This is a genomic window from Methanobrevibacter sp. (assembly GCF_045220775.1).
Classification (GTDB): Archaea; Methanobacteriota; Methanobacteria; order Methanobacteriales; family Methanobacteriaceae; genus Methanocatella.
On the sequence record NZ_JBGUWC010000069.1, the window covers coordinates 1 to 22,631 of the forward strand.

A 22,631-nucleotide genomic window follows, 5' to 3' on the forward strand; every position below is an offset into this window, starting at 1 on the left:
AAAGCTGTCAAATCTGAAATTAAGTTTGCTCAAGAAGTATTCGGTGTTGAAGGGGATATTGGTACTGTTGGAAGAGGTATTGCTTTAGTAGGTGCTTGTTCCATTGCTAATTCAAATGGAGCGATAGTTGCTAAAGACAGTACAGGTCCTGAAATGGCTAGAGTTGAAGAAGCATTAGGCTTTTTGGATGATGATTTTTAATTAATAGATCTTGAGGGATTATATATGATAACAAAAATTTACAGAGTTAAAGGTACTTTTGTAATGGGCGATGAATATCATAAGTTTACTAAAGAATTCAAAGCTACCAGTGAAGCTGAAATCGAAGAGAAAATCTACGAACGTTTCGGAAGTAAACATGGTATTACCAGGAATCAAATTTCTATTGCTGAAATCGAAGAAATTGCTCCTGAAGATGTTTTAGACCCAATTGTAAAAGAAATTTTATAGGCACGTCGAAGGTGTAACTATGGAAGATCAGCAAAGATTAAACAGTATTCTTAATGAAATGAATGCATACGGACAACAAGCGGAATTAATTCAACAACAAATTGAATTAATCAGAGCTTCCATGGCCGAAGTGGATGCATTATTTACTACTTTAGAGGACATTGAAGGTAAAGAATCCGTTGAAGCATTCGTACCTGTCGGTGCAGGTTCCTTCATTAAAGGAGAACTTAAAAGTACTGATGAAATTATTGTAAGTATTGGTGCAGGTCTTGCCGTTAAAAAAGATGCTGATGGTGCTCGCGATATCTTAGAAGGGCAAAAAGAAAGCTTAAAAGATAGCTTAGATAAAATGTTAGCTAACTTACAGCAATGCAGTGACATTGTAGCAAATCTTCAAGCTCAAGCTGAGCAAATTGCAGCTGCAGCTCAAGGCAATATGACCCAGACAAGATAGATACTTTACAATTTTTTCTTTTTTTCTATTTTTTTTATATTTTACTTGCTTTTTTTGACTCTTTTTAAATAAAATGAAAAACATAATATTAATAATTAAATTTTTAACTAAACTAAAAGGTTGGGTTAATTTTGTTTGAATCATTAAAAAAGAAATTTTCACGTACAAGTGAAAAACTAGAAGAGGAGCTTATTGAAGAAGCTGAAAAAGAGGATAATCTTCAAGAGGAATCAGGTAAGAGATTTTCATTTTTCTCATTTGGTAAGAAAAAAGAGGAAGAACCTGAAGAAGACGAATCAAATCTACTTCCTGAAGCTCAAGAGGAAATCGAAGAGGAGCCTGTTGAAGAACTTGTTGAAGATGAGGAAACAGTTGAACAGGAACCTGTTGAAGAGATTGCTGAAGAGGAAAAAGAGGAAGGTTCCGGTTTCTTGTCTAGGTTCAGAGGCGGTTCCAAAAAAGAGGATGAAGTTGATGAGGCTTCTGAGGATGAAGAGTCTGGCGAAGAAGAAAGTGAAGAAAAATCTCACTTCTGGAGCAGGAATAAAGATAAGAAAGAAGATATTTCTGCCGATGGTGAAGCTAAAGGAGGGCTGTTCTCTTTTGTTCGTGAAAAAACCATTTCAGAAGACCACGTTGAGGATATACTATTTGAACTTGAAATGGAACTTTTACAGGGCGACGTTGCAATGGAAGTTGCAAATGCGGTTGTTGAAAGTGTAAAGGATGACCTTGTAGGCAAGAAAATCAAAAGAAGCAATGACATTACAGAATACACTTTCCTTGCACTCAGAAATGCAGTGGCGGAAATCATTGACATTCCGGGAAAATCCATGACCGAAATGATTGAAGCCAAAAAGGCCGAAGGAGAGCCATTGGTCGTGATGTTTGTGGGAATCAATGGTACTGGTAAAACAACAACCATCGGCAAGTTAGCTAATTATTACCTTAAAAAAGGTTACACTCCTGTAATTGCAGCTTCAGATACATTCAGGGCTGGAGCAATTGAACAGGTTACATATCATGCCGATAATGTGGGAGTTAAGATTATCAAGCACCAAAAAGGATCAGACCCTGCAGCCGTTGCATATGATGCCGTAGAGCATGCAAAGGCTCAAGGAAAGGAATTGGTTTTAATCGATACTGCAGGAAGAATGCAGACCAATACAAATCTTATGGATGAAATGAAAAAGATCAAAAGGGTTTCCAATCCTGATTTGGTCATATTTGTAGGTGATGCATTGACAGGCAATGACGCAACCGAACAGGCTAAAAAATTCAACGAAGCCATTGACATTGATGGCGTTATTCTAACTAAGGCCGATGCGGACAGTAAAGGAGGAGCTTCACTTTCCATCGGTTATGTAATTAAAAAGCCTATCATGTTCCTAGGTATGGGTCAGGGATATGACGATATCATGGAATATGATGCCGAATGGATGCTGAATCAATTGTTCAGCGAAGATGAAGAAGCAGCAACCGCAGAGGAATAGACGATGTATTTTAGGAGAAAGCTTTTAATAATTGCAATAATTCTGGCATGTTTGGCTTTTTTAGCCATTAATGTAACATTTAACAGCTCACAAGATTCTCCAAGCATTTTTGAAAATAAGGAAAACGTTTCCATTGCAGTTACAGGAGATGTGATGTTTGCCCGTAACATGCCAAACGTTTTAAGCATGGATTCATCCCCTTTTGCAGGAGTCAGCAATGTAACTTCAAATGTTGACCTGTTGCTGATTAACTTTGAAAATGCGGCCACCTACTCAGGCGATGCATTAAAGGGTGATGTTCCGCTAAAATGCGACCCAAGTTATGTCCCTCTTGCTAAGGGAAACAACAATACTGTAGCATCTCTTGCCAATAACCATGCTTTCGATTATGGGATAACCGGAATGAAGGATACAATATCCTATCTTAAAGATGCAGGAATCACTCCAATCGGTGCCGGCGAGACAGAGGATGAGGCTCATCAGGCAGTAGTCCAGGACATCAACGGCAGAAAAATCACTATACTCAATTACATGGATTCAAACAACTTTGCCGAATATTCATATGATGTGATGCCTTACGCTAACGGATCATCTCCAGGATATTCCGCATATGATTCAGAGGATGCCCAAAAGCAAATCGGCGAAAATAATGATTCAGATTTAATTGTTGCTTACCTGCACTTTGGAAACGAATATTCAAATTCCCCAAATGAGGACCAGGTCAGGATAGCGCATGAGCTAATAGATTATGGTGCTGATGTCGTAATCGGATCTCACCCTCATGTAACTCAAGGAATTGAGATGTATAACGGCAAACCGATATTCTACAGTTTGGGTAACTTCATATTCGACCAGTCAAATCCGGCAACCCACTCCGCTTACTTTGTCCAAATAGATTTGGTAGGCGATACCGGTGAATGCACCGTTTATCCGATTTATATCTCAAATTACCTGCCGCAGTATATGGATGAGGAAAGCGGCAATTCCTTATTGAATAACATGTATCCTAAGACTGATGAATTGGAAGTAGATAATGGTGTAGGCAAGTTAAGTTTTAATTTAACAGGTGATTAGCATTAAGATAAACTATTTAGCATTAATTTTAATGTTTCTGCTGCTTTTGCTGGCAGCATCCAGTGCAAATGCACAGGATTTAAATTCAACTGATGATAACATTTATGAAAGCGTCGAGGAAAACATTGAAATTGATACCTTAAATCAAAATGAGATTGCAGAAGAGGATGTTGTCTGTGATAGCTCAAGTCAAGGAGAAACTGAAGGGCAGACAGAAGCCCTTAAGAACGCTTCCTTTAGTGAGGTTACAACAACTTATTATGCGCCGAATTCCACATTTTGTGTGAAGCTATTGGGCGACAATGACACTCCCTTAGCCGATAAAGATGTTGAATTCACGGTTAATGGTCAAACATCCACTGTCCAAACAACCAGTTATGGAGATGCAAATTTGCTCTTGAATCTTAATAAGGGGTCATATACAGTTAAATATAGCTTTAAGGAAGATGGATATGTTTCCTGCGAAGATTCAACTAAAATAGTTATTACAAATACCAAAACTCCAGTGATTAAAGCTTCAAATTATGTGGCTTATACAGGATTTAAAAATACCTTTGTCGCCACATTAACTATCGACGGCATGCCGATGGCTGACCGTGAGGTAATCTTCACAATCAATGGCGTAGACTATACTAAAAAAACCAACTCAAAAGGACAAGCCAGCATTTCTATTGGGCTTAAAAAAGGAGTTTACACTATCAAGTATTCATATGCCGGCGAAGACAATGTCAAAAAAGCAAGCGGCAAATCCAAAGTAACTTGCATTAAGGGAATGCCGAAAAAGATAACCAAGGTAAATTCTGTAGTGTATAGGCATAAAACTTCCGGATTATTTAAAATTAAACTGTCCGATGCAAGAGGAAATCTGCTTAAGAATAAAAAAGTCACATTCACAATCAAAGGCAAGAAATACGTCAGGTATACCAACAGCAAGGGCATTGCCACTTTAAAGATTAAAATGAAGAAGGGGACTTATAAGCTGAAGGTATATTCCGGCAAGACTTCCTTATATAAAAAAGTGTCAAAAACATACACAATTAAAGTCAAACCAAGACAAACACGCCAAAATGGAATATGGCTTTTTGGCGCTGACATGAAAAAGGTAAATCTCAACACCCTTAAAAAATATGGAACAAAACATATTTTCCTCAATTTCAAGGCATTGGAATTGTGGGGACAAAGCGATGTTGAAAAATTTGTTGCAAAAGCCAATGACAAAGGCATTAAAGTCCATATTTGGATGCAGGTATTCTATCAGGGTGGAAAATGGTATAATCCTGTTAAAAATAAGAAAATCAACTACAAGCTAATTAATTCAAAAATAAAACTTGCTAAAAAATACGCTAAAGTCAAGGGAATATCCGGAATTCATTTTGATTATTTAAGATATCCTGGAACCGCTTACAAGTACAGTAATGGTGTAAAAGCTATCAATTACTTTACAAAGCATGCTTCCAAAGCGGTTCATAAAATTAACTCAAATCTAATAGTTTCTGCTGCCGTAATGCCTGAACCGAGTTCAATGAAGCATTATTATGGTCAGGACATTCCAACAATGAGCAAATATCTTGATGTTATTGTTCCTATGGAATATAAGGGCAATTATAAAGCAGGCAATACATGGATTACGAAAGTAACTAAAGCGTTTGTCAAAAAATCTAAGGGAGCCAAAATTTGGGTTGGACTTCAGTCATATAGCTCCGATTCAAAGTTAACCAAGCGCTCTTCTTCATCTTTGATGAACGATGCATACTCTGCTTCAATGGGAGGAGCAAGAGGTGTAATGCTGTTTAGATACGGTTTATTAAATTATATTAACTTCAATAATGTATGAGGTGTAAAATGAAAAGAGAATTGATTATTGGCCTGATTGTTGTTCTGGCATTGATGTCAATTTCTTTTGTATCAGCAGATGACAATGCAACTGATGCAATCGAACTGATGGATGATGGAGACAATATTCCAATCGAGGAAGTCAATGCTGATGATTCTTCAAATGATGATCAGGAGACAGGTGATTCATCCGGAGAGGTAGCTAATGAAACCACCAAGCAAGATTCCTCAATATCTGCTTCGAATGTTGTAGGATATGAATCATTTTCAACCGAGATTGTAGTTAGCCTAACTGCAGGAAATCAAGCGTTGGCTTTTAAGGATGTCAATATTACAGTCAACAATGTCTTATACAAAAAAACTACAAATGAGAAAGGTAAAGCAACTTTAAATGTTAAGCTCAATAAAGGAAATTATAATGCTGTCTTTTCATATGCTGGAGATGAAAATACGACCTCTTGCAGTGGAAGTGCTAAAATAACAATTAAAGCTCCATCAAAAACAACAATTAAAGTGGCGGATAAAAACATAAACTATCGTCAGGGATTAAAAAATGCATTCATTGTTAGGCTACTGGACGAGAATGGCAATGCGGTCAAAAACCAAGTGGTTACATTTACAGTCAACGGAAAAACATATACAGCCAAAACTAATAAAAATGGCTATGCTGAAGTCTATTTAAAGTTAAAGAAAGGAACTTATAAGGTCAAATATTCCTTTGCCAAAAATGCCCCTTATTTGTCCTCCAGCGGCTCTTATAAAATTAAGGTGAAAGCACCTATCGCTAAAGGAAATGGATATTGGGTTTGGTCTTCACACATGAAGAGCGTCAATCTTAAAAAGCTTTCTAAATTGGGAACCAAGCACATATTCCTGCATGTCCATTCAATTTCAGTATACGGCAAACCTGCTGTTGTATCCTGGATTAAAAAAGCACATAAGTACGGCATGAAAGTCCATTTATGGATACAGGTATGTTATAATGGCGGAAAGTGGGTCAGGCCAGTCAATAAGGACGGATCCATCAAATATTCGTTTTTAAACAAAAAAATCGCAGAAGCTAAAAAATATTCAAAAATTAAGGGCGTGGATGGAATCCACTTTGATTATGTAAGGTTTGGAGGAACAGCCCATTTATACAAGACATCTACAAAGGCCATCAATTATTTCGTTAAAAAGGCCAGCGTTACAATACATAAATCTAAGCCGAATTGCATAGTTTCTGCTGCCGTAATGCCTGAGCCGGAAATGATGATTTATTGGTATGGTCAGGACATTCCTACAATGGGCAAATACCTTGATGTAATCGTGCCGATGGTTTATAAAGGCAATTTCAACAAAAAGACTTCCTGGATTACCAGCATCGTTAAAAAATATAATACCCAATCAAAAAGCGCAGTAATCTGGGCCGGCATTCAGACATACCATTCTGAAGAAAACACTAAGAAATTGTCACATTCACAGCTTTTGAAAGACGCAAGGGCAGGAAAAGCCGGTGGCGCAACAGGTTCAATTCTATTCAGGATAGGATTGACTCATTATTTGAATTTTAAAAAGGTTTAAGTGATTTTTTTCACTTACCATTTTCTTTTTGACAAGGCTTTTAATCTCTTTTTTTCCAGATTTTTCCTTTTATCGGACTGGTACTGTCTGTTTTGGCGACTGGTTGTTGTTTCATTGTTTCTCATTATGGTTACAAGATCAATGGAGTTTCCGCTGCATGCCATCAAAACCCTGATTTCCTTATAATCCTTATTTTCCGGCGCTTCAAAAACGGCAGCATAGGTGTTTCCTTCAACACACTCCCAGCTTATTGGCTCTTCGTTCATGACGCAGTCCACGACATACTGCTTTGATATTCCGTTATCCTGCAGGCGGTTGATGAAGTGCCTGTTTTCAAAACACCAGTTGATGCTTGCAGTATCACCCATTATAAATTTGTCAAATACATTCATCACAATTTAATTTGTAAAGTTTATTATATAACATTTTATAAATTGTATATTATGTCTGAACGAGCGCAATGGGATTCATCATTATCATTTATTTTTGCTATGATTGGAGCGGCAGTCGGTTTGGGAAACATATGGCGTTTCAGTTATGTGCTTTATTCTAATGGTGGGGGATCATTTTTCATCCCTTACTTTACGGCAATAGCCATTATGGGAATCCCATTTTTAATTTTGGAATATGGTGTGGGATTTTCATTCAAGGAATCCTTTTCAAAGATTTTGAAGGATATCAAACCGGAGTTTGAGCTGATTGCTTGGATTTTGGTTTTGTTTGTATTTGTTGTTACAATATATTACATGGTAATCTTAAGTTGGGATTTGGTCTATCTGTTAAGCAGTTTCACATTCAATTGGGGAACAGATACCGCAGCTTACTTTGTAAATACTGTCGGAGGAAGTTCAAACCTTGCCGACGCCAGTTTTCTTTTAATTCCAACCACTGTCGGTGTTTTGATTTTATGGGTTATTTTATGGGTCATTTCCCACAAGAATGTTGATGAGGGTATCGGTAAAGTTTCCAAAATCCTCATTCCTGCCTTGTTTGTCATAATGGCAATAATAATCGCTTATGCTTTGACATTGCCGGGTGCAGATATTGGAATCTCAACGCTCCTGACTCCTGATTGGAGCATGTTGCTTAATGTAGACATTTGGCTTGCGGCGTTTGCACAGATTATCTTTTCATTGAGTATGGGTCAAGCTATTGCACTTACATATGCAAGCTATCTGCCTGAAAACGCAAAATTAATCGATAATGTTTTGATTGTAGTATGTTCAAACTCCTTATTTGAGATATGTACCGCATTCGGAGTATTTTCTATTCTCGGATTCATGTCATTTACAAACGGAACCCCAATGGTTCAGCTGATTACCGAGGGTACCGGATTGGTATTCATTGTTTTCCCAATGATTTTCAACATTATGGGACCTATCGGCCGTATTTTGGCTCCGTTGCTTTTCCTTGCTATTCTGTTTGCAGGAATCACATCTGCACTCGGATTTTTCGAGCCGATGTTGAGTTCTACCAGTGAAAAATTGGGATGGTCCCGTAAAAGGGCGGCTACCGTACTGTGCATTATAGGCTGTGCATTTTCCGTACTTTTGACATCCGGAATCAGCAGCTACCTTGTTGGTATAATCGACACATTTGTCAATGAATTCGGCATATTGCTTTTAATCGGCGTTCAATGCATAATATTTGCATGGTTCTATGGTGTGGAACATTTCCTTCCTGCATTAAACGAACATTCCACATTTAAGGTTGGAAAGACATGGACATTCGTAATCAAATACCTGCTCCCTGTTGTATTGATTATCATGTGGGCTGTCGGAATTTTCCAACTGTTTACAACCGCAAAAAGCTTTGAGATAATGATTGATTCAATCATCATTGTTTCCGTATTGGTGGTTGCAGTTGTTTTAACAAAACTCAAACCTTCAGGTGAATGATTTTTCATTCATGCTTTTTTTATTATTAAAAATTCCCTCAGAATTTACATGCTCAATAATTGATTTTAGCTTTAATTTAAATGATGGTTTGGTGAATTGCTACATCAATTATTGATTACATATTTAATATAGTGATAGTGTTAGCATAAACTAAAACATTGATTTTACAATAGCTATATTCAGAAATTAAATTAGTTAGTTTTTTTAAGATTTTGGCAAAAAAGTTAGTGGAGATGAAATTTCCAAATCTTCACTTGGCCGCTGAGTCAGGTTTTGAAAGCGCTTTGGGAATTTCAATAATTGATGTATGCATCATATCCCGCATACAGATGATACGCTGTTGAAATAACGCTTCCGATGGCGTTGTTTGCCAAATAATAGGCCGCTGCATGAATCACGAGCATTCCTATGAATAGCATGATTCCCTTTTTTGAATTTCCATGCAGTGCCTGGCCCAATCCAGGTATTATGAATGAGAGTATTCCGTTTGCTAAAGCTTCATTTTGCATCTAATCACCTTAAGCTAGTCCTATAAGCATCATTAAAAATATAAATCCGTCCGTCAGCAGATGGCATAAGTAAGGAACAAACATGTTTTTCGTTTTTATGTAACCGTAAACCTCGAATATGGATCCCAATCCCTGAATGAGAAGCACGGATAGAATAGGAGTCACTTCCGCATCATAGTGAAGCAGTCCGAAAAAGATCAGGACTATTGCCGCTGAAACGACAATCGCCAATTTACGGTTGTTTGTATATTTGAAGACAAATCTCATGAAAAACATGAGTGGAATGAATTTCACAAGCTCTTCACCGAGCATTGAAAATACCAATGCAAACAGCATCTCCCAGGTCACGCCCAAATAATCTCCGGTTGCTGTTGAGGCCTGACCGATTAATTCTAACACTTCACCTACGGCGATTGCATAAATCATATAGCCGATAAAAAGCATTACCGCAAGCTTTATTTCACCTTTTGTCGGTTTATGGAATATCAATGAAAAATCCCAGTCTGAATAGTACATCAGCGGCACCAGCATTATTAAGACAAATAATATGCTGCCTGCCATCTCTGATTCAATGCCCGCAATCATGTAAACAATAAATGAAATAGGTATGCTCAGCAACAGGACAATCCAGGCGGTTTTTGACAGTTTAGGATTGTGTCTGTAGTATGGAATGTCTCTTGTGGTATCCTCAAATTTAAAAAATTCACTCATTATATCACATCTATAATAGTTAATGTTATTTTATATTAAATATATATTTGTTAATGTGAGGTAAAACATGAATTTTAAGCATATGATTTTGGCGGGTTTGATAATTTTCATTTTAATGGCATCGGTTTGTGCAAGTGAAAATGCTGATGATTTTAACAATTCAACTAAAATAACCTTTGAAGGTATTGAATTTTCGATTCCTTTGGGATTCAACGAATCAAAGGACAGTCAGGATTTCGATGAATTGGGATCTCAAGGAAAAACATGTTTCTACATCAATGAATATGGCGGTGAGATTGTAATTACTGTCGTATCTGATTGGATGGGAATGTCACTTGATGAATTATACAAGGATGGTGCTTCAAAGACTGAAATCAATGGTCATGAAGGCTGGAATTACACTGAAGGCAATTTGACATACTTTGGATATGTTCAAGAAGACAATGGAATCATAATCGGCGTAACCAACGAAACAAGACTTGCTCAAGTGATAGTCTAATTTTTCTAAAACTCTAATAAGCCTAAAGGGATAAATCCCTTAGACTTAAACTAAAAATAATTTTTTTAGTGTAACACGGGAGTGTGTTACAAATAGTATTATGATTTAAGCTATTATTTATACATTTACTTATTTTTACATGCCTAAAACTGCTTGTTTTTCACTTGATTTTTAGAAAAGTATTTTATATCTAGACATGATATTGTTAAATATGAAATTCAAGTATGTCATTGCAGTATTGCTCCTTTTTGCATTGGTCGGTTTCGTGTGTGCCGAAGCATACATTCCAACTGAAGGCAATTTTGCATTCAGGGAAGTTGAAAATTACACATTGCATGGAATCAACTTTACTGTTCCAACAGATTACGATCTGAAGGATAGTGGGGATGATTTTTTACTTTTTAAAGATGGAAAAGACAAATTAAAAATCACGGTTGAGAAAAACGGCACGATTAAAAAAGTGAACTCCACTAATAAAACCAAAGCCGGAAAGACAATGGTCGGGTCTGTAAAGGGATATCTGGTTGATAAAAACTCCACAAGCTATACCTTTAGTTATAAGGAAGGCGAATATCTGGTTGTTATCAAATCAAATGACCTGTCTTTAATAATGGGAATAATGGGAAAGGATTAACTTCTTTAACCGGCTCAAAATCAAAACAATAAATTTATTTTTATCGAATGACAGATTATTAATCACTCTATTATGGGGGATTGTATATGAATAGAAAAATAATATTAGGACTATCTTTAGTTTTGATTGCGATTATGGCAATAGGATCAGTATCTGCATTTGATTTAGGTTCTATTTTAAGTGGAGATGAGGATGCTGCTGAAAATGAAACAGTCACAATTGATGGAATTGATTTCAATATCCCAGCAGGTTTTACAGAAGATCCGGCTCATGCAACTGACAATCAAACAAATCAACAAGGTGGAATTACCTACATAACCAATGGTAAACTCTATGAAAACAACGACACAATTGTTGCCCTTCTTGTTGCTGACTATGGCGAATACAAAGTAACAGATGAAATTGCACAAAGCGTTGGTGGAGAAGCTGAAACCATTAACAATGTAAGTGGTTATTTAACTACTGACGGCATTTATAAAGTATTTAATTATGCAAAAGACGATAAATTAGTTGTTATTTCTGCAAATGACGAAGACGTAATTGCTGATTTCATAATAGGATAATTTAATTATTCTATTTTTTTTCTTTTTTTAAACTTAATAATTTATATCTATCAAATCACAATACAATATTAACGGTGATTATATGGATAAAAAAATGATGGTTATCCTTGGAGTGATTGTTTTTATTGTGGCAATTTTTGGAGCATTTGTTCTTTCTTCATCTGCTGGAGATGCCGGTAACAGTAATCTGGACATTCTTGGCAATGGCACCATCGAAGAAAACGGCACTTTGGATGTCAAATTATCCAATGAAGATGGTGTGGCTTTGAAAGATAAGGAAATTCATGTTACTGTTACAAACTCTAAAGGCAAAGTGGTATTTGAAAAATCAGCTAAGACATATGTCAATGGTGTTGCCAACGTTAAGTTGGAAAAGGTTAAAGCCGGCAAATACGATGTCAATGTAACATTTGATGGGGATGAAAACTATACTGCAAGTAGTGCTTCCGGAAAATTGGTAATTGCTAAAGGGGTCGTTGAAGAGGATACGGATAATGAAACTGACACTTCCATCGTCGTTGAGGATACAAGTAGCAGTAGCAGCACTCCAGCTCAATCAAGTCCATCACAATCTCATAGCCAATCTTCACATTCCAGCTCATCAAGCAGCAGTTCTTCTGATGAAAGTAGTGAAGACACCTATTACGATGAAAATGGTAAGGAGATAGAGCCTGTTTATGATGAAGATGGAAATCCTACATACGATGAAGGGGAAGAAAATTAAAAAAGGATAGTGTACTCTAGAAATACTGAGTACTACTATCAGGATTTAGGGTTACTGTTTGTGTGTGTTGCAGATTGCCGTCAAGGTCATATAATTCGATATGGGCTTTATCAGGATAATATTTATATGCATCAGCACTGTTTATGCTAATATATCCATCATCTTGGATGGTTTTAGTAACCATATTTCCCTTATTTAAACTGTTGCCGTCACGATAATATTTAATTTTAATAATGACTGATTCGCCGGGATTTCCTCCCTCGATATAGATTTTGGCATTTGTCTTGTCGTTAAGTCCAGAACCTGTTTTGAAAATACCTCCGCCAACATAGATTTGGCCTTTGGTCTTTTTAAGTGAACTGGATTCTGCTTTTTTGGTTGTATCTTTAGTGGTTTCCACCTTTTTGCTTGTATCTTTTGTAGTTTCTATCTTTTTGGTTGTGTCTTTTGTTTTATCGGATTGTTTGGTTGTTTCCACTTTCTTTTTGGCTGTGTTATTTTTATTTGCCTTTTTGACTTCCTTGTTTTTGTCTATTACCTTTTCAACAGGGGTTTCGTTTACAGGTTTTGGGCTTGTGATGTTTTTGGTATCCTTGATTTTCGCTGATGTAATCATTTCATTCAGGACATGCAAATCGGATCCTGTAATGATGATGTCTGTGTCGTTTTCGGTTTTGACAATCTGATAAACGCCGTTTGACTCATAGACTTTTGTTTTGGAATCGTTGGTCAAAAGATTCATGTTTTCGTGAATCAGCTGGTCTGTGAGGTTTTTGTCGATGATTATTCCTTCAACTTCCTTGGAGTAGTTGCCGGTATTTTTCCAGTAGACCATTCCCTTTGATGTTTCGTTCACCGCATTTTTGACTGTAAAGTTTGAATTTTCAGGAGTCTTGATTTCGAAATAGCTGAAATCTGCACTCTTTAGGGGAACATCATATGCTGTGATGTTTTCCTCCTTTGGGGCGGAGTCCTGTGTCAGCATTATTCCTCCAAAAATGATGACGATAAGAGCGATAGCAGCAATGATTAATGTTTTAGAATTCATTTGTTTTCACCTAGTTGATATTTTGGTCATGGTGTTATTTAATATTGGTTATTTGATTATTGATTTGAAATTGCTTTAACTCAATATTATTGCTTTAACTTCGTAATATTGATGTTAAATCAAAGTAAATTTTAAATAAGGTGTCATAAATACATATTTTCACATATATGCTTTGCAGCACTTTAAAAATCTTAATTAATCATTTAAAGGAGGTGAGAATATCTTGAGAGATTTTAATGAAATCATTGTTCAAAATCCTGAACCATATAATTCAATATATGTGTTTTTAAAATCAAATGTGATTCCAAAGTATCCCTGTTTGACTTACTGTTTTCAGGATAATTTTGATGAAGAAGGCAATCCTAGGATTCAGTATTATATTCGTTATGCCGCTGATTTATCCGTAAAACAGAGAAATGAATTGTATTTGAATATCTTAAGAGATATTTGGGATTTTTGTGAATCATGTGGCATTGTTTATGATGAAAATTTGTGTGTTGATTTTATTTTGACAGTTGACGGTGATTTTGTTGAAAAGGAAGAAAAATGATTTTGGGGATGTTGAACCCATCGAATTTTTTGATTTTGCTTGTGAATTAGAAGAAATTAAAAAAGATTTAAATTCGACGGAATCTGCAGTTAATCGAAACATATACATGAGAATTTACTATGCGGTATTCCTATTTTTAAGGGAATGGTTAAAGAAACATACACCATATCACTCTTGGCCGAAAGGAGAGCATAGGAGATTGGCGAATTATATTAGATTTAATGGTCCTTTTAATAAAGAAATTAATGAACTGATTTATCAGAATCTGATTCTTTAAAAAAGATTGAGACATCAAGCAGATTATAAACTAAAGATTCCGAGCAAATCTTCACATTATTATCAAACTTGGGATTTCACATCCATAAATTCTGCATTTAAAATTGCAGAAGATATTTTTAAAATTTTTAAGGAATTTTAAGCTATTTTTTTTTAAAGTGTTGATTTTTTTTCACATCAATTTTTCACTTATAATTTCTAAATGGCAATGTTGTCTATATTTATAGTATTTTGATTAAAGTATTAAATATGAATAAAATGATTTTCAATCGGAAAAATATAATTATACTTTTAATCTTATTCAGTGCTTTTTTAGTTATTGGGGGAGTATGTGCACAAGGCGATGGCTTTGCACTTGCAGGCATTGCAAAGAAAGCTTCCGCCACCAAAACAGTCACCGTTAAGGTTTACAACTTCAAGCCTGGCGTATTGTGGGGACCGAAAGCTACAAAATTTAAAAATGGTGATGCAATAGCAGGTTATGTGGAGTATAAGGGAAACATGCAGTTCGATAAGGGAACTGGAGTGACCGCATGGTATATCGGAAACGGCCTTAATGGGGATATTGAGCCTCATCACACAAAGCTTATGAAAGCGAAATTCTTCTTCAAAAACAAAAAGGGCAAAGTTAAAACCAAAACAGTTAAGGGAAACGGCGGAGGCCACATTTCTACTAGTTTGATTAAAGGATATACTCCTTATAAGGTTCAGGTTTGGTATAAGACCAAATAGAATCTTAATTTTTCTTTTTTTCTATGGACTTCAGCAGATGTGATTTAGAGCACTTCAATCTCATCAAACAGTGCAATGTCGCTAGTGTATATTGTAACCAGCATATTGTTTTTCACGAATGAGAATGAATATGTGTCATGGCTTTCATGAAAAAATCCGCTATGGCCTAACAGACTTTCCTTATGACCTCCAATTTGATCATTGACCCTGTTGGCATCGACATAAGTCCCGTTCGAATACATTACGGTAATCTTGATTATGTCGGCTGAACTTTCCCAGGCTTTGGAAATGGTTATGATACCGCTGTCGTCTTCAACTGAAAAAAACGAAGGGTTTTCCTTAAACTCAGACGGTATTTTAAAGTTGATTGTGCCGACATTGATGGTTTGAGTGTCGGAATTGTCAACGAATGAAAATGCTGTGACGGCAATGGCTGCCATAATCAAGACGATTGCCACGAACATGATTGGGGTGCTGTTCTTTTTAAAAAAACTTTCTTTTTTGGGTTTTATTTTAAATCCGCAGTTTCTGCAATATTTGGCATCCTCTGGAAGGGGTTCACCACAATTCGGGCAGTATTGGTCTTTTTCATTTGGGTTTTTGGAATTATTTTTATAGTTTTTTTCCAATTTTATCACTTGGTGTTGTTTGAATATTATATGTTAAGTTCAAAGTAGTTGTTAAAAACTTCTTACATTTAATCTAAATAATATATGATTCTTTAGATTCGCTTGCAAAATGGTTTTTTATAAGAAACAATTTTAGTATATTTTTTTTAAATAATCGGGGGTGGTGATGTAATTTCAAGTAACTATTGCTTTTAGTTTGTATTTTTTAAAGGTTTAAAAAAAAATTATTTTTTCTATTGGAATGTTAGATTGTTAAAGATTTTTTTCATATGTGAGATGGCATCTTGAACTTCAGTAGGTGTTATATCTATGAATGGCTCGTAATCTGCTTTTCTTCTAAGTGAAGCTATTGCTTAATTCCGTTTTGATTTTTTTCTCACCATAGTTATATAATGCATTTCTTACTTGTTTATGTTCGCTTATTATTTCTTCATCTTCATCGAATTCCCATGTTTTAACTGTTTTGAATTGTTTTTCATAGTCTAACCATAGTTCACATAATAGATATGAACTAAAGTAAGCTCTACTGATTATTGTCGAATTCACACATCTTTCATCACAGTTTTCAGGCACTATTTGCGATTTTAGATTTAATAAGTTTAAAGTTAATAGTTGTAGCTCGTATTGGGGGTATTTTGTAATATCCACGTTATCACCTGTTGCTATAACCAGATTATTGCGTTTTGGCTAAACCTATTTATTCCGTTTTGTTTTGAGAATTCTTCCATGTGGTCATAGATTTCTAATAATATCTGATCTAGTTCTTCTGTTGTTGTCCCATTCAGTTTTTCAAATGAGTAGATATAATCCATCGTGTCGATATCGGGTTCTTCTCTTAAGCTCATCTTGCCTATTGAATCGTATTTTTTTGCAAAGTTCTCTAGTTCTTTCGTATATATCTCCTTTGCAGGTTCCATCTCTTTTTGAAATTTGCTAAGTTTTGTTTCATTTTTCATTTTTATCACATCTAATATTTGTTTAGATGGTTATTATTTGTTTTTTTAAACTCAATTTAAGCTTTTTAAATCAATTTCATGATATTTAATCGTTGTTACATGGATATTTTAATATTTGATTTTAATTGTAAAAATTTCAGATAATAATTCGACTTTAATATTAAGCAGGTGTTTTTAAAACGGTTACAATTTGTAACCAGTTCACTATTTTGGGTATTTATATGGGGTTTACCTTTTAGTCAATACTTATTGTTATGTATTTCTAAAATAAATATTTATCTTTCGTTTTACACCAATTCTACAAAGTAAAAGCAATTTTATTAAATAAAAGCAATTTTGAATTAGTTATGCACGATTTAAAGAGATTTAATATAAAAAAGAAGTGAATATTCCTGCAAATAATATTCGTAAGATATTCTTCACATTTTTGGATAATGATTTATAATATCTTAACCATAATAATAATTATCTGGATTATTTAATTGGGGTGTTGATATGGACAGGAAATGGATTTTATTGGCTTTGGTTTTTATCCTGATAGGAAGCGTCAGCGCCGCTGATTTTGAAAATCGTGATTTTGACGGCTACTTTTCAATGGATGTGCCTAAAGGGGCAAATTTTACAAACAGCTCCGTAATCGGCAGTGAAAACGCAACGGATGATGTGATAGTGGCATATATGGGTGACAAGTTGGAAATCACCTATCTCAACGCACAGTTTCTTTTTGAAAACCAATCATCAGACTATTTTGATGTGATTTTTGAACTGTTATATCCGGGCTATGACCTTTACCATAGGGGTTCTGATGAGAACATGACCTTATTTGAAGCCGTTGACGAGGACTGGGCAACCTATCCGGTTGTAGGAATATCAAACGGAAACAGGATGATATTCATCATCGGAGAGGATTTGAATCTTGTTAAGGAGATGGGGGCTTCGGTTAAATTCGAATGATTTATTCATAGTCATTTAGATTACTCAATGGAATATGGGCATTGCAAATGATTTCCATATTCCATTCATTTTTTTTAAAATGTTTATTCGAACTTATTTTCAATGCGCTTTCGCTGGCAGCGCAAGCATCAATCTAAAAAAAAGAGAATTTGGGTACCCTATTGTTGAGTACCGCTATTTGATTCTTTTGTAAGTCACTTGAGTGTATCTTACTTTGATTTTGTCCAGTTTTACTGCAGAGCCGTAGGTGAATTCATCAGAATAGTCCTTAGGGATTTTTCTCCATTTGTCCCATTTCCATTTTCCGTTCTTCTTGTAATGGTGTTTGATGAAGAACTTGATGAAGCCGGAGTTTATTTTTCCCGCTGCAGTTTCCAGAACTGTGCCGTATCCGCCCTTATGCTTGTAGGTAGCAATGGCATACTTGCCTTTCTTGTAGGTCCTCACGCCCTTCTTGATTTTTATTGTACGTGTCACTTTCTTTTTGATGATCTTGTACTTTTTGACGACGGTAGGCTTTTTGGAAATTACCTGAAAACTATCCAAATTCCAAGATGAATCTTCACCATATGCTGTTACTTCACATGCATAATATTTTTTGTAATATGTTTTTTTGGTAAGGATTTTTCCACTTTTTTTACTTGAAGTATCCCAAACTTCACTGCTTGGACATTTAACGGTCACGGAAGCAACACCGTTTGAATTGGATGTGGTTGTGTAGGTATTGCCATTGAAAAAGAATTCAACTGTGGTTTTAATAGGATTGCCAAAACCGTCTGTAACAGTGGCTTTCAGGGTTATGTATTCTCCAGCATTGCCTGTGATATCACTGGTGGATATTGCAGGGCCGGACACATAGCCTGGAGATGAAAGAACCTCATCAGAATCTTTGGCTAATTTATCTTCATTTTCAACTTTCAAAGTGCTTTCACTATTGTCTTCAGCGCTTAATTGAGCATCATTATCTGCAATACTCAATGAAGCATCATCTTCAACACTTAACGTGTCTGAAACATCATTTTGAAGTTCCATATTATCGTCGGGGACGCTAATGGTTTCATTGACGTCCTCGCTGGCGGATACTGCTCCGACCAGCATAATCAATAATATGATAAACATTATTCCCTTAATTTTTTTCATGATTATCAACCTAATCATATATTTAATTCAATAAATATTTAATCATGTTGATAAAATTTTTCCAGTTTGGGGAAATTGCTTTGGATTTGTAAAGAATGATTAGTCATTATTGGGGGGGGAATATTATGGAACTGACCATATCTTCAGTATAATATGAACTTAAAGAATCGTTAGAAAATTACCAGCTAATTAACACGACATTTTGGAAGTGAAGTTTTGTATTTAAAATATTTATATCTCATGTAATAATAGTTAATAATAGTGCTTGAGTTATAATTATTGGAAGGTGTTTTAAATGGTAAGCAATAAAAATTCAAAGGAATCTGCATATAGTTCTGAACTAGAGAAATATATGAACGAACAAGATATCTTGGATGACGATTCAAATTTTGATGAATCTAATTTTAAAACTTCCAATATTAAATCTTCTAAATTGGACGAATATTTGGGTCCTGATGATGATGAAGAAGACGAGGAAATTAATTACTGTTCTATATGTGGCAAGGAATTGAAAAAATACAATTATGGTGATAAATGCGATGATTGTGTTAAAAAAGTTGAGTTAGTCAATGATCTTAATCAATTGTTGGATTATACAGCCCCATCAGAAAAATTGAATAGGGAAATTTTATTGAGTGCAGGATTTGATGAGTTAAAATTGAATATTGTAATTTCTAATTTGTTAAATGAAAATTTAATCATTCTAGGATCAAAGGGTATTTTTTTAGCAGATGTTAAAACATTAAATAATTTTTTTAGAATATATGGTTCTAATACTGACCTTCTTGATGAATCCCTTTATAAAAATTTAATGTTTTCAGAGGGTTTTGTAAATATTGGCGATTATTCTGATTTGGTTCAAGTAATATTCAATTCAAAAAATAATAAATGGGAAGTTAATTTATTTAGAAATGGTAAATCAATCATTAAAAAATTTTTTGCAAATATAGTTGATGCTAATAATTATGCAACACATTATTTAAAAGAAATGGGTGAAATTGATAATCTTCGTGATAAAAAGCCTATTAAACCAGAAGAAGTTAAATATAAAAAATCAAAACATGAATTTATCTTTTTCAGTGTAAAACGTAACCAATGGTATCCTAAGATGAAAGGTCCCGCAGGTTCTAAAATAATTGGTTTTTATGATACTGAAGAAGAAGCGGTTATTGCTAGGGATTATTATCTTAAAAAACAGAAGGAAACTCGTGATAAAATTAAGCCAAAGAAATTTGTTAAAGATGAATCCGATGCTATTATTTCTTTCCATGAACGATCTGGACAATGGGTTGTTAAAGTCAAAAGGAAACGTGGAGGGTTTAAAAAATTAGGGTATTATGATACTGAAGAGGAAGCTATTGCTGCTAAAAATGAGTATTATGGTATTGAAACTGAACCTAAAGGGGATTTTGATTTAGCATTTAGTGAAGGGGACAGAGTTCAATTAATTTCCGGACCTTTAAAAGGCCATATTGGGGTTATTCAAGGATTTTTTGAAGAAAAAGATTCTTTTATTGTTAAATTTGAAACTATAGATTTTACTCGTCCATTATTCGTTAAAGAAGAAGAATTAAAGCTAATTTAATAGTTTTATTCCTTTTTTTTCTTTTTTTGCAAACATTTAAAAACTGTTATATATATTTAACTACAAATTATATTATTGTATCAATATTTCATAGTGACATCAATTTTTCACTTTTATACAATTTAACAGGGTCGATTATTTTGTTAAAAGATGTAGATATCAAGTTTAAATATGATTCAGATAAAGATGATTTAGTTAATGAATTTTATATCCCTGTTTTATCAAATTCTGTTGAATATTATAGGATGTCAGGCTATTTTTCTTCTTCTTCATTAGCTATTGCCGCAAGAGGGATTGCTGATTTCATACTTAATGGGGGAAAGATGAAGTTATTGTGTAATGCACAATTAACTAAAGAGGATTATGAAATTATTGAAAATACGAATCAAGACTCTGTAGATTATATTCAAAATTTATTCATCGATGATTTGCATAGTATTGAAGATGAATTTATTAAAAATCATGTTAAAGCATTAGGATGGATGTTAGCTAACGGATTTCTAGAAATAAAAATTGCAATACCTAAAGATAAAAATGGCATTTTTCATTCTAAAGTTGGTGTTCTGAAAGATAATGAAAATAATTTTGTTTCATTCAGCGGATCAGATAACGAAACTGCAGCTGGCTGGTTATATAACATTGAAGAATTCAAGGTTTTTAAATCATGGGACTCTGGTGAGGAAAAGTATGTTTCTTCAGATTTAGAAACTTTTTTTGATTATTGGAATGGGATTACTGAAAGAACAAGGGTTATTGATTTGCCGTCTGCTGTTAGAGAAGAGCTCATTGAATTTGCACCAGTATCCAGAAAAGAATTGGTAGTTATATCTAGAAAAACTAGAAGAGTTATCAACTTAAGGGATTATCAGGATGAAGCTATTGATTCTTGGTTTGCTCATGATTGCAGAGGATTATTTGAAATGGCAACAGGTACCGGTAAGACAATAACTTCATTATCCGCTTTTAAACAGTTGTCCAGTACTAAAGATAAATTAGTTACAGTCATTGCATGCCCTCAATTGCATTTAATTGACCAATGGATTAAAGATGTGGAAAATGTCCATAGCGGAAAAATATTGAAAGCTTCAAGTAAAGAGAAAGGTTGGAAAACCAAAATACGCGCATTATCTCGTGATTTTTACATGGGATTGGAAGATAAAGTAGTGATAATGACAACTCATAATACAGTATCTTCTGATTTTTTTATTGAAAAGATTAAAAAAATTAAATCTGATAAGTTACTTATTGTTGATGAGGTTCATGGAATGGGATCTTCCCAAAGACTCAATGCATTGATTGAGGATTATGATTATAGATTAGGCTTAAGCGCAACCCCAAAAAGATGGTTTGATGAAGAAGGAACACAAGCTATTTATGATTATTTTGGTGATGTTGTTTTTGAATTTGATATAAAAAGAGCATTAACAGAAATTAATCCAGACACTGGAAAACATTATTTGACTCCATATTATTATTATCCTATCGTTGTTGATTTAAATAGTGAAGAATACTCTAGATATAGGGAGTTAAGTCAAAAAATTGCACAGGCTATTGCACGTAAAAAGAACAACAACGAAAAAATTTCGTTGTCTGCTTTATGCAATGAACGCCAAAAAATAATTAATAATGCTGAAGAAAAATATTCGGCTTTTAGGGATTTATTAAAAGAGCATGAGGATATTGATAAATTGATTGTTTATTGTTCTGATAGGCAAATTGATAGGGTTCAAGAAATTTTGAATGAGGAAAATATTATTCCACAACATAGATTTACACATAAGGAATCTTCTGGTAAAACTATGAAAGAATTGTATTCTCAAAGAGAATTGATTTTACGGAATTTTGAAAAGGGTAATTATAGGGCATTGGTTGCTATTAAATGTTTAGATGAAGGTGTAGATGTTCCTGTTGCCGAAAATGCTATAATTTTGTCAAGCACTTCAAATCCAAGGGAACATGTTCAAAGAAGGGGTCGTATTTTAAGAAATGCTCCAGGTAAAGAGTATGCGACAATTTATGATTTCCTAGTATTCCCAAAAGATAAAACTGAAAACGGGTCAAAAATTATGAAAAAAGAAATAAACAGGTATAAAGAATTTGCAGAACTGGCTATTAATTCATTAGACTGTTTGGAAATTTTAGATAAATATTATTATAGTACTTGATGGAGGTAATTATGTGGCAGTAAAAGTTAATCCTGAAATTGAAGAATATATTGATAATTTGGAATATGACGATAAAATCAAAAGATGTCTGAAAGAAATTTTGTATTTGGAATTAGAAAGGTATAACGAGAATTATGCCCAGTATTCAGCTGATTATAATAGGATAATAGAAAGATATTTGGAGCGATAAA

26 protein-coding genes and 1 pseudogene are annotated in these 22,631 nt (G+C 34.5%); 19 read left to right on the plus strand and 8 right to left on the minus strand.

The genetic code is table 11. From position 1 onward, the window contains the following. The 7 genes and pseudogenes from ACJROP_RS03920 to ACJROP_RS03950 all read left to right on the plus strand — a co-directional run. Positions 1-201 (plus strand): annotated as a pseudogene (locus ACJROP_RS03920) (translation initiation factor IF-6); the annotation flags it as partial. 24 nt (positions 202-225) lie between these two features. Continuing rightward, positions 226-450: a 50S ribosomal protein L18Ae gene (gene rpl18a / locus ACJROP_RS03925; protein ID WP_406534186.1), complete on the plus strand. Its 225-nt coding sequence runs from the start codon at positions 226-228 to the stop codon at positions 448-450. Positions 451-469: 19 nt separating this feature from the next. Next, positions 470-904 (plus strand): prefoldin subunit alpha, encoded by a 435-nt coding sequence (gene pfdA, locus ACJROP_RS03930; protein WP_406534187.1) that lies wholly within the window; start codon positions 470-472, stop codon positions 902-904. Positions 905-1,035: 131 nt separating this feature from the next. Continuing rightward, positions 1,036-2,397, plus strand: a complete 1,362-nt coding sequence (gene ftsY / locus ACJROP_RS03935) for a signal recognition particle-docking protein FtsY (protein ID WP_406534188.1) — start codon at positions 1,036-1,038, stop codon at positions 2,395-2,397. Positions 2,398-2,400: 3 nt separating this feature from the next. Beyond that, the gene (locus ACJROP_RS03940; RefSeq protein ID WP_406534189.1) at positions 2,401-3,471 is read left to right on the plus strand and encodes a CapA family protein; all 1,071 of its coding nucleotides are present in this window, start codon (positions 2,401-2,403) and stop codon (positions 3,469-3,471) included. 31 nt (positions 3,472-3,502) lie between these two features. Continuing rightward, complete coding sequence (locus tag ACJROP_RS03945) at positions 3,503-5,305, plus strand: putative glycoside hydrolase (RefSeq protein ID WP_406534190.1); 1,803 nt, start codon at positions 3,503-3,505, stop codon at positions 5,303-5,305. An 8-nt stretch (positions 5,306-5,313) separates the two neighbouring features. Next, positions 5,314-6,867, plus strand: coding sequence for a putative glycoside hydrolase (locus ACJROP_RS03950; RefSeq protein ID WP_406534191.1), 1,554 nt, complete (start codon positions 5,314-5,316; stop codon positions 6,865-6,867). 14 nt (positions 6,868-6,881) lie between these two features. On the opposite strand, the gene ACJROP_RS03955 is transcribed toward ACJROP_RS03950, so the two are convergent. Continuing rightward, positions 6,882-7,259: a hypothetical protein gene (locus tag ACJROP_RS03955; RefSeq protein WP_406534192.1), complete on the minus strand. Its 378-nt coding sequence runs from the start codon at positions 7,257-7,259 to the stop codon at positions 6,882-6,884. Positions 7,260-7,310: 51 nt separating this feature from the next. Between ACJROP_RS03955 and ACJROP_RS03960 the strand changes: the two genes are divergently transcribed. After that, a complete protein-coding gene (locus ACJROP_RS03960) occupies positions 7,311-8,765 on the plus strand; it encodes a sodium-dependent transporter (RefSeq protein ID WP_406534193.1) in 1,455 nt (484 codons plus the stop codon). Between the two features lie 293 nt (positions 8,766-9,058). On the opposite strand, the gene ACJROP_RS03965 is transcribed toward ACJROP_RS03960, so the two are convergent. Both ACJROP_RS03965 and ACJROP_RS03970 read right to left on the minus strand, forming a co-directional pair. Continuing rightward, a complete protein-coding gene (locus ACJROP_RS03965; protein ID WP_406534194.1) occupies positions 9,059-9,274 on the minus strand; it encodes a hypothetical protein in 216 nt (71 codons plus the stop codon). Positions 9,275-9,283: 9 nt separating this feature from the next. Then, positions 9,284-9,985: a type II CAAX prenyl endopeptidase Rce1 family protein gene (locus ACJROP_RS03970; RefSeq protein ID WP_406534195.1), complete on the minus strand. Its 702-nt coding sequence runs from the start codon at positions 9,983-9,985 to the stop codon at positions 9,284-9,286. A 67-nt stretch (positions 9,986-10,052) separates the two neighbouring features. On the opposite strand from ACJROP_RS03970, the gene ACJROP_RS03975 reads away from it, so the two are divergent. The 4 genes from ACJROP_RS03975 to ACJROP_RS03990 all read left to right on the plus strand — a co-directional run bounded on the left by ACJROP_RS03975 (position 10,053) and on the right by ACJROP_RS03990 (position 12,405). Next, positions 10,053-10,484, plus strand: a complete 432-nt coding sequence (locus ACJROP_RS03975; RefSeq protein ID WP_406534196.1) for a hypothetical protein — start codon at positions 10,053-10,055, stop codon at positions 10,482-10,484. A 211-nt stretch (positions 10,485-10,695) separates the two neighbouring features. Next, a complete protein-coding gene (locus ACJROP_RS03980; RefSeq protein WP_406534197.1) occupies positions 10,696-11,118 on the plus strand; it encodes a hypothetical protein in 423 nt (140 codons plus the stop codon). Between the two features lie 86 nt (positions 11,119-11,204). Continuing rightward, positions 11,205-11,681, plus strand: a complete 477-nt coding sequence (locus ACJROP_RS03985) for a hypothetical protein (RefSeq protein WP_406534198.1) — start codon at positions 11,205-11,207, stop codon at positions 11,679-11,681. A gap of 82 nt (positions 11,682-11,763) precedes the next feature. After that, positions 11,764-12,405, plus strand: coding sequence for a hypothetical protein (locus tag ACJROP_RS03990; protein WP_406534199.1), 642 nt, complete (start codon positions 11,764-11,766; stop codon positions 12,403-12,405). A gap of 16 nt (positions 12,406-12,421) precedes the next feature. On the opposite strand, the gene ACJROP_RS03995 is transcribed toward ACJROP_RS03990, so the two are convergent. Beyond that, the gene (locus tag ACJROP_RS03995) at positions 12,422-13,453 is read right to left on the minus strand and encodes a hypothetical protein (protein WP_406534200.1); all 1,032 of its coding nucleotides are present in this window, start codon (positions 13,451-13,453) and stop codon (positions 12,422-12,424) included. Positions 13,454-13,676: 223 nt separating this feature from the next. On the opposite strand from ACJROP_RS03995, the gene ACJROP_RS04000 reads away from it, so the two are divergent. The 3 genes from ACJROP_RS04000 (at position 13,677) to ACJROP_RS04010 (ending at position 15,011) form a co-directional block, all read left to right on the plus strand. Continuing rightward, positions 13,677-14,003, plus strand: a complete 327-nt coding sequence (locus ACJROP_RS04000; RefSeq protein WP_406534201.1) for a hypothetical protein — start codon at positions 13,677-13,679, stop codon at positions 14,001-14,003. Then, positions 13,984-14,280 carry a hypothetical protein gene (locus ACJROP_RS04005; protein WP_406534202.1) on the plus strand — a complete coding sequence of 99 codons (297 nt, stop codon included), beginning with the start codon at positions 13,984-13,986 and terminating at the stop codon, positions 14,278-14,280. The genes ACJROP_RS04000 and ACJROP_RS04005 overlap by 20 nt, the downstream gene beginning before the upstream one ends. 248 nt (positions 14,281-14,528) lie before the next feature. Then, on the plus strand, positions 14,529-15,011 hold the full coding sequence (locus ACJROP_RS04010) for a hypothetical protein (protein WP_406534203.1): 483 nt from the start codon (positions 14,529-14,531) through the stop codon (positions 15,009-15,011). A 44-nt stretch (positions 15,012-15,055) separates the two neighbouring features. Here the strand turns inward: ACJROP_RS04010 and ACJROP_RS04015 are convergent, their stop codons facing one another. From ACJROP_RS04015 to ACJROP_RS04025, 3 genes are all read right to left on the minus strand, one after another. Continuing rightward, positions 15,056-15,640, minus strand: a complete 585-nt coding sequence (locus tag ACJROP_RS04015) for a DUF2116 family Zn-ribbon domain-containing protein (RefSeq protein ID WP_406534204.1) — start codon at positions 15,638-15,640, stop codon at positions 15,056-15,058. A 336-nt stretch (positions 15,641-15,976) separates the two neighbouring features. Continuing rightward, positions 15,977-16,213 carry a hypothetical protein gene (locus ACJROP_RS04020; protein ID WP_406534205.1) on the minus strand — a complete coding sequence of 79 codons (237 nt, stop codon included), beginning with the start codon at positions 16,211-16,213 and terminating at the stop codon, positions 15,977-15,979. Positions 16,214-16,302: 89 nt separating this feature from the next. Next, entirely contained in the window at positions 16,303-16,596 is a 294-nt protein-coding gene (locus ACJROP_RS04025; RefSeq protein WP_406534206.1) for a hypothetical protein, read from the minus strand. A gap of 495 nt (positions 16,597-17,091) precedes the next feature. Between ACJROP_RS04025 and ACJROP_RS04030 the strand changes: the two genes are divergently transcribed. Beyond that, positions 17,092-17,550: a hypothetical protein gene (locus tag ACJROP_RS04030; RefSeq protein ID WP_406534207.1), complete on the plus strand. Its 459-nt coding sequence runs from the start codon at positions 17,092-17,094 to the stop codon at positions 17,548-17,550. A gap of 174 nt (positions 17,551-17,724) precedes the next feature. Here the strand turns inward: ACJROP_RS04030 and ACJROP_RS04035 are convergent, their stop codons facing one another. Then, positions 17,725-18,690: an Ig-like domain-containing protein gene (locus ACJROP_RS04035; RefSeq protein ID WP_406534208.1), complete on the minus strand. Its 966-nt coding sequence runs from the start codon at positions 18,688-18,690 to the stop codon at positions 17,725-17,727. A gap of 295 nt (positions 18,691-18,985) precedes the next feature. Here ACJROP_RS04035 and ACJROP_RS04040 point away from each other — a divergent pair, with 295 nt between their 5' ends. The 3 genes from ACJROP_RS04040 to ACJROP_RS04050 all read left to right on the plus strand — a co-directional run bounded on the left by ACJROP_RS04040 (position 18,986) and on the right by ACJROP_RS04050 (position 22,630). Continuing rightward, entirely contained in the window at positions 18,986-20,275 is a 1,290-nt protein-coding gene (locus tag ACJROP_RS04040) for a hypothetical protein (RefSeq protein WP_406534209.1), read from the plus strand. A gap of 140 nt (positions 20,276-20,415) precedes the next feature. Continuing rightward, entirely contained in the window at positions 20,416-22,440 is a 2,025-nt protein-coding gene (locus ACJROP_RS04045) for a DEAD/DEAH box helicase family protein (protein WP_406534210.1), read from the plus strand. Between the two features lie 13 nt (positions 22,441-22,453). Then, positions 22,454-22,630: a hypothetical protein gene (locus tag ACJROP_RS04050; protein ID WP_406534211.1), complete on the plus strand. Its 177-nt coding sequence runs from the start codon at positions 22,454-22,456 to the stop codon at positions 22,628-22,630. Position 22,631: the final 1 nt, after the last annotated feature.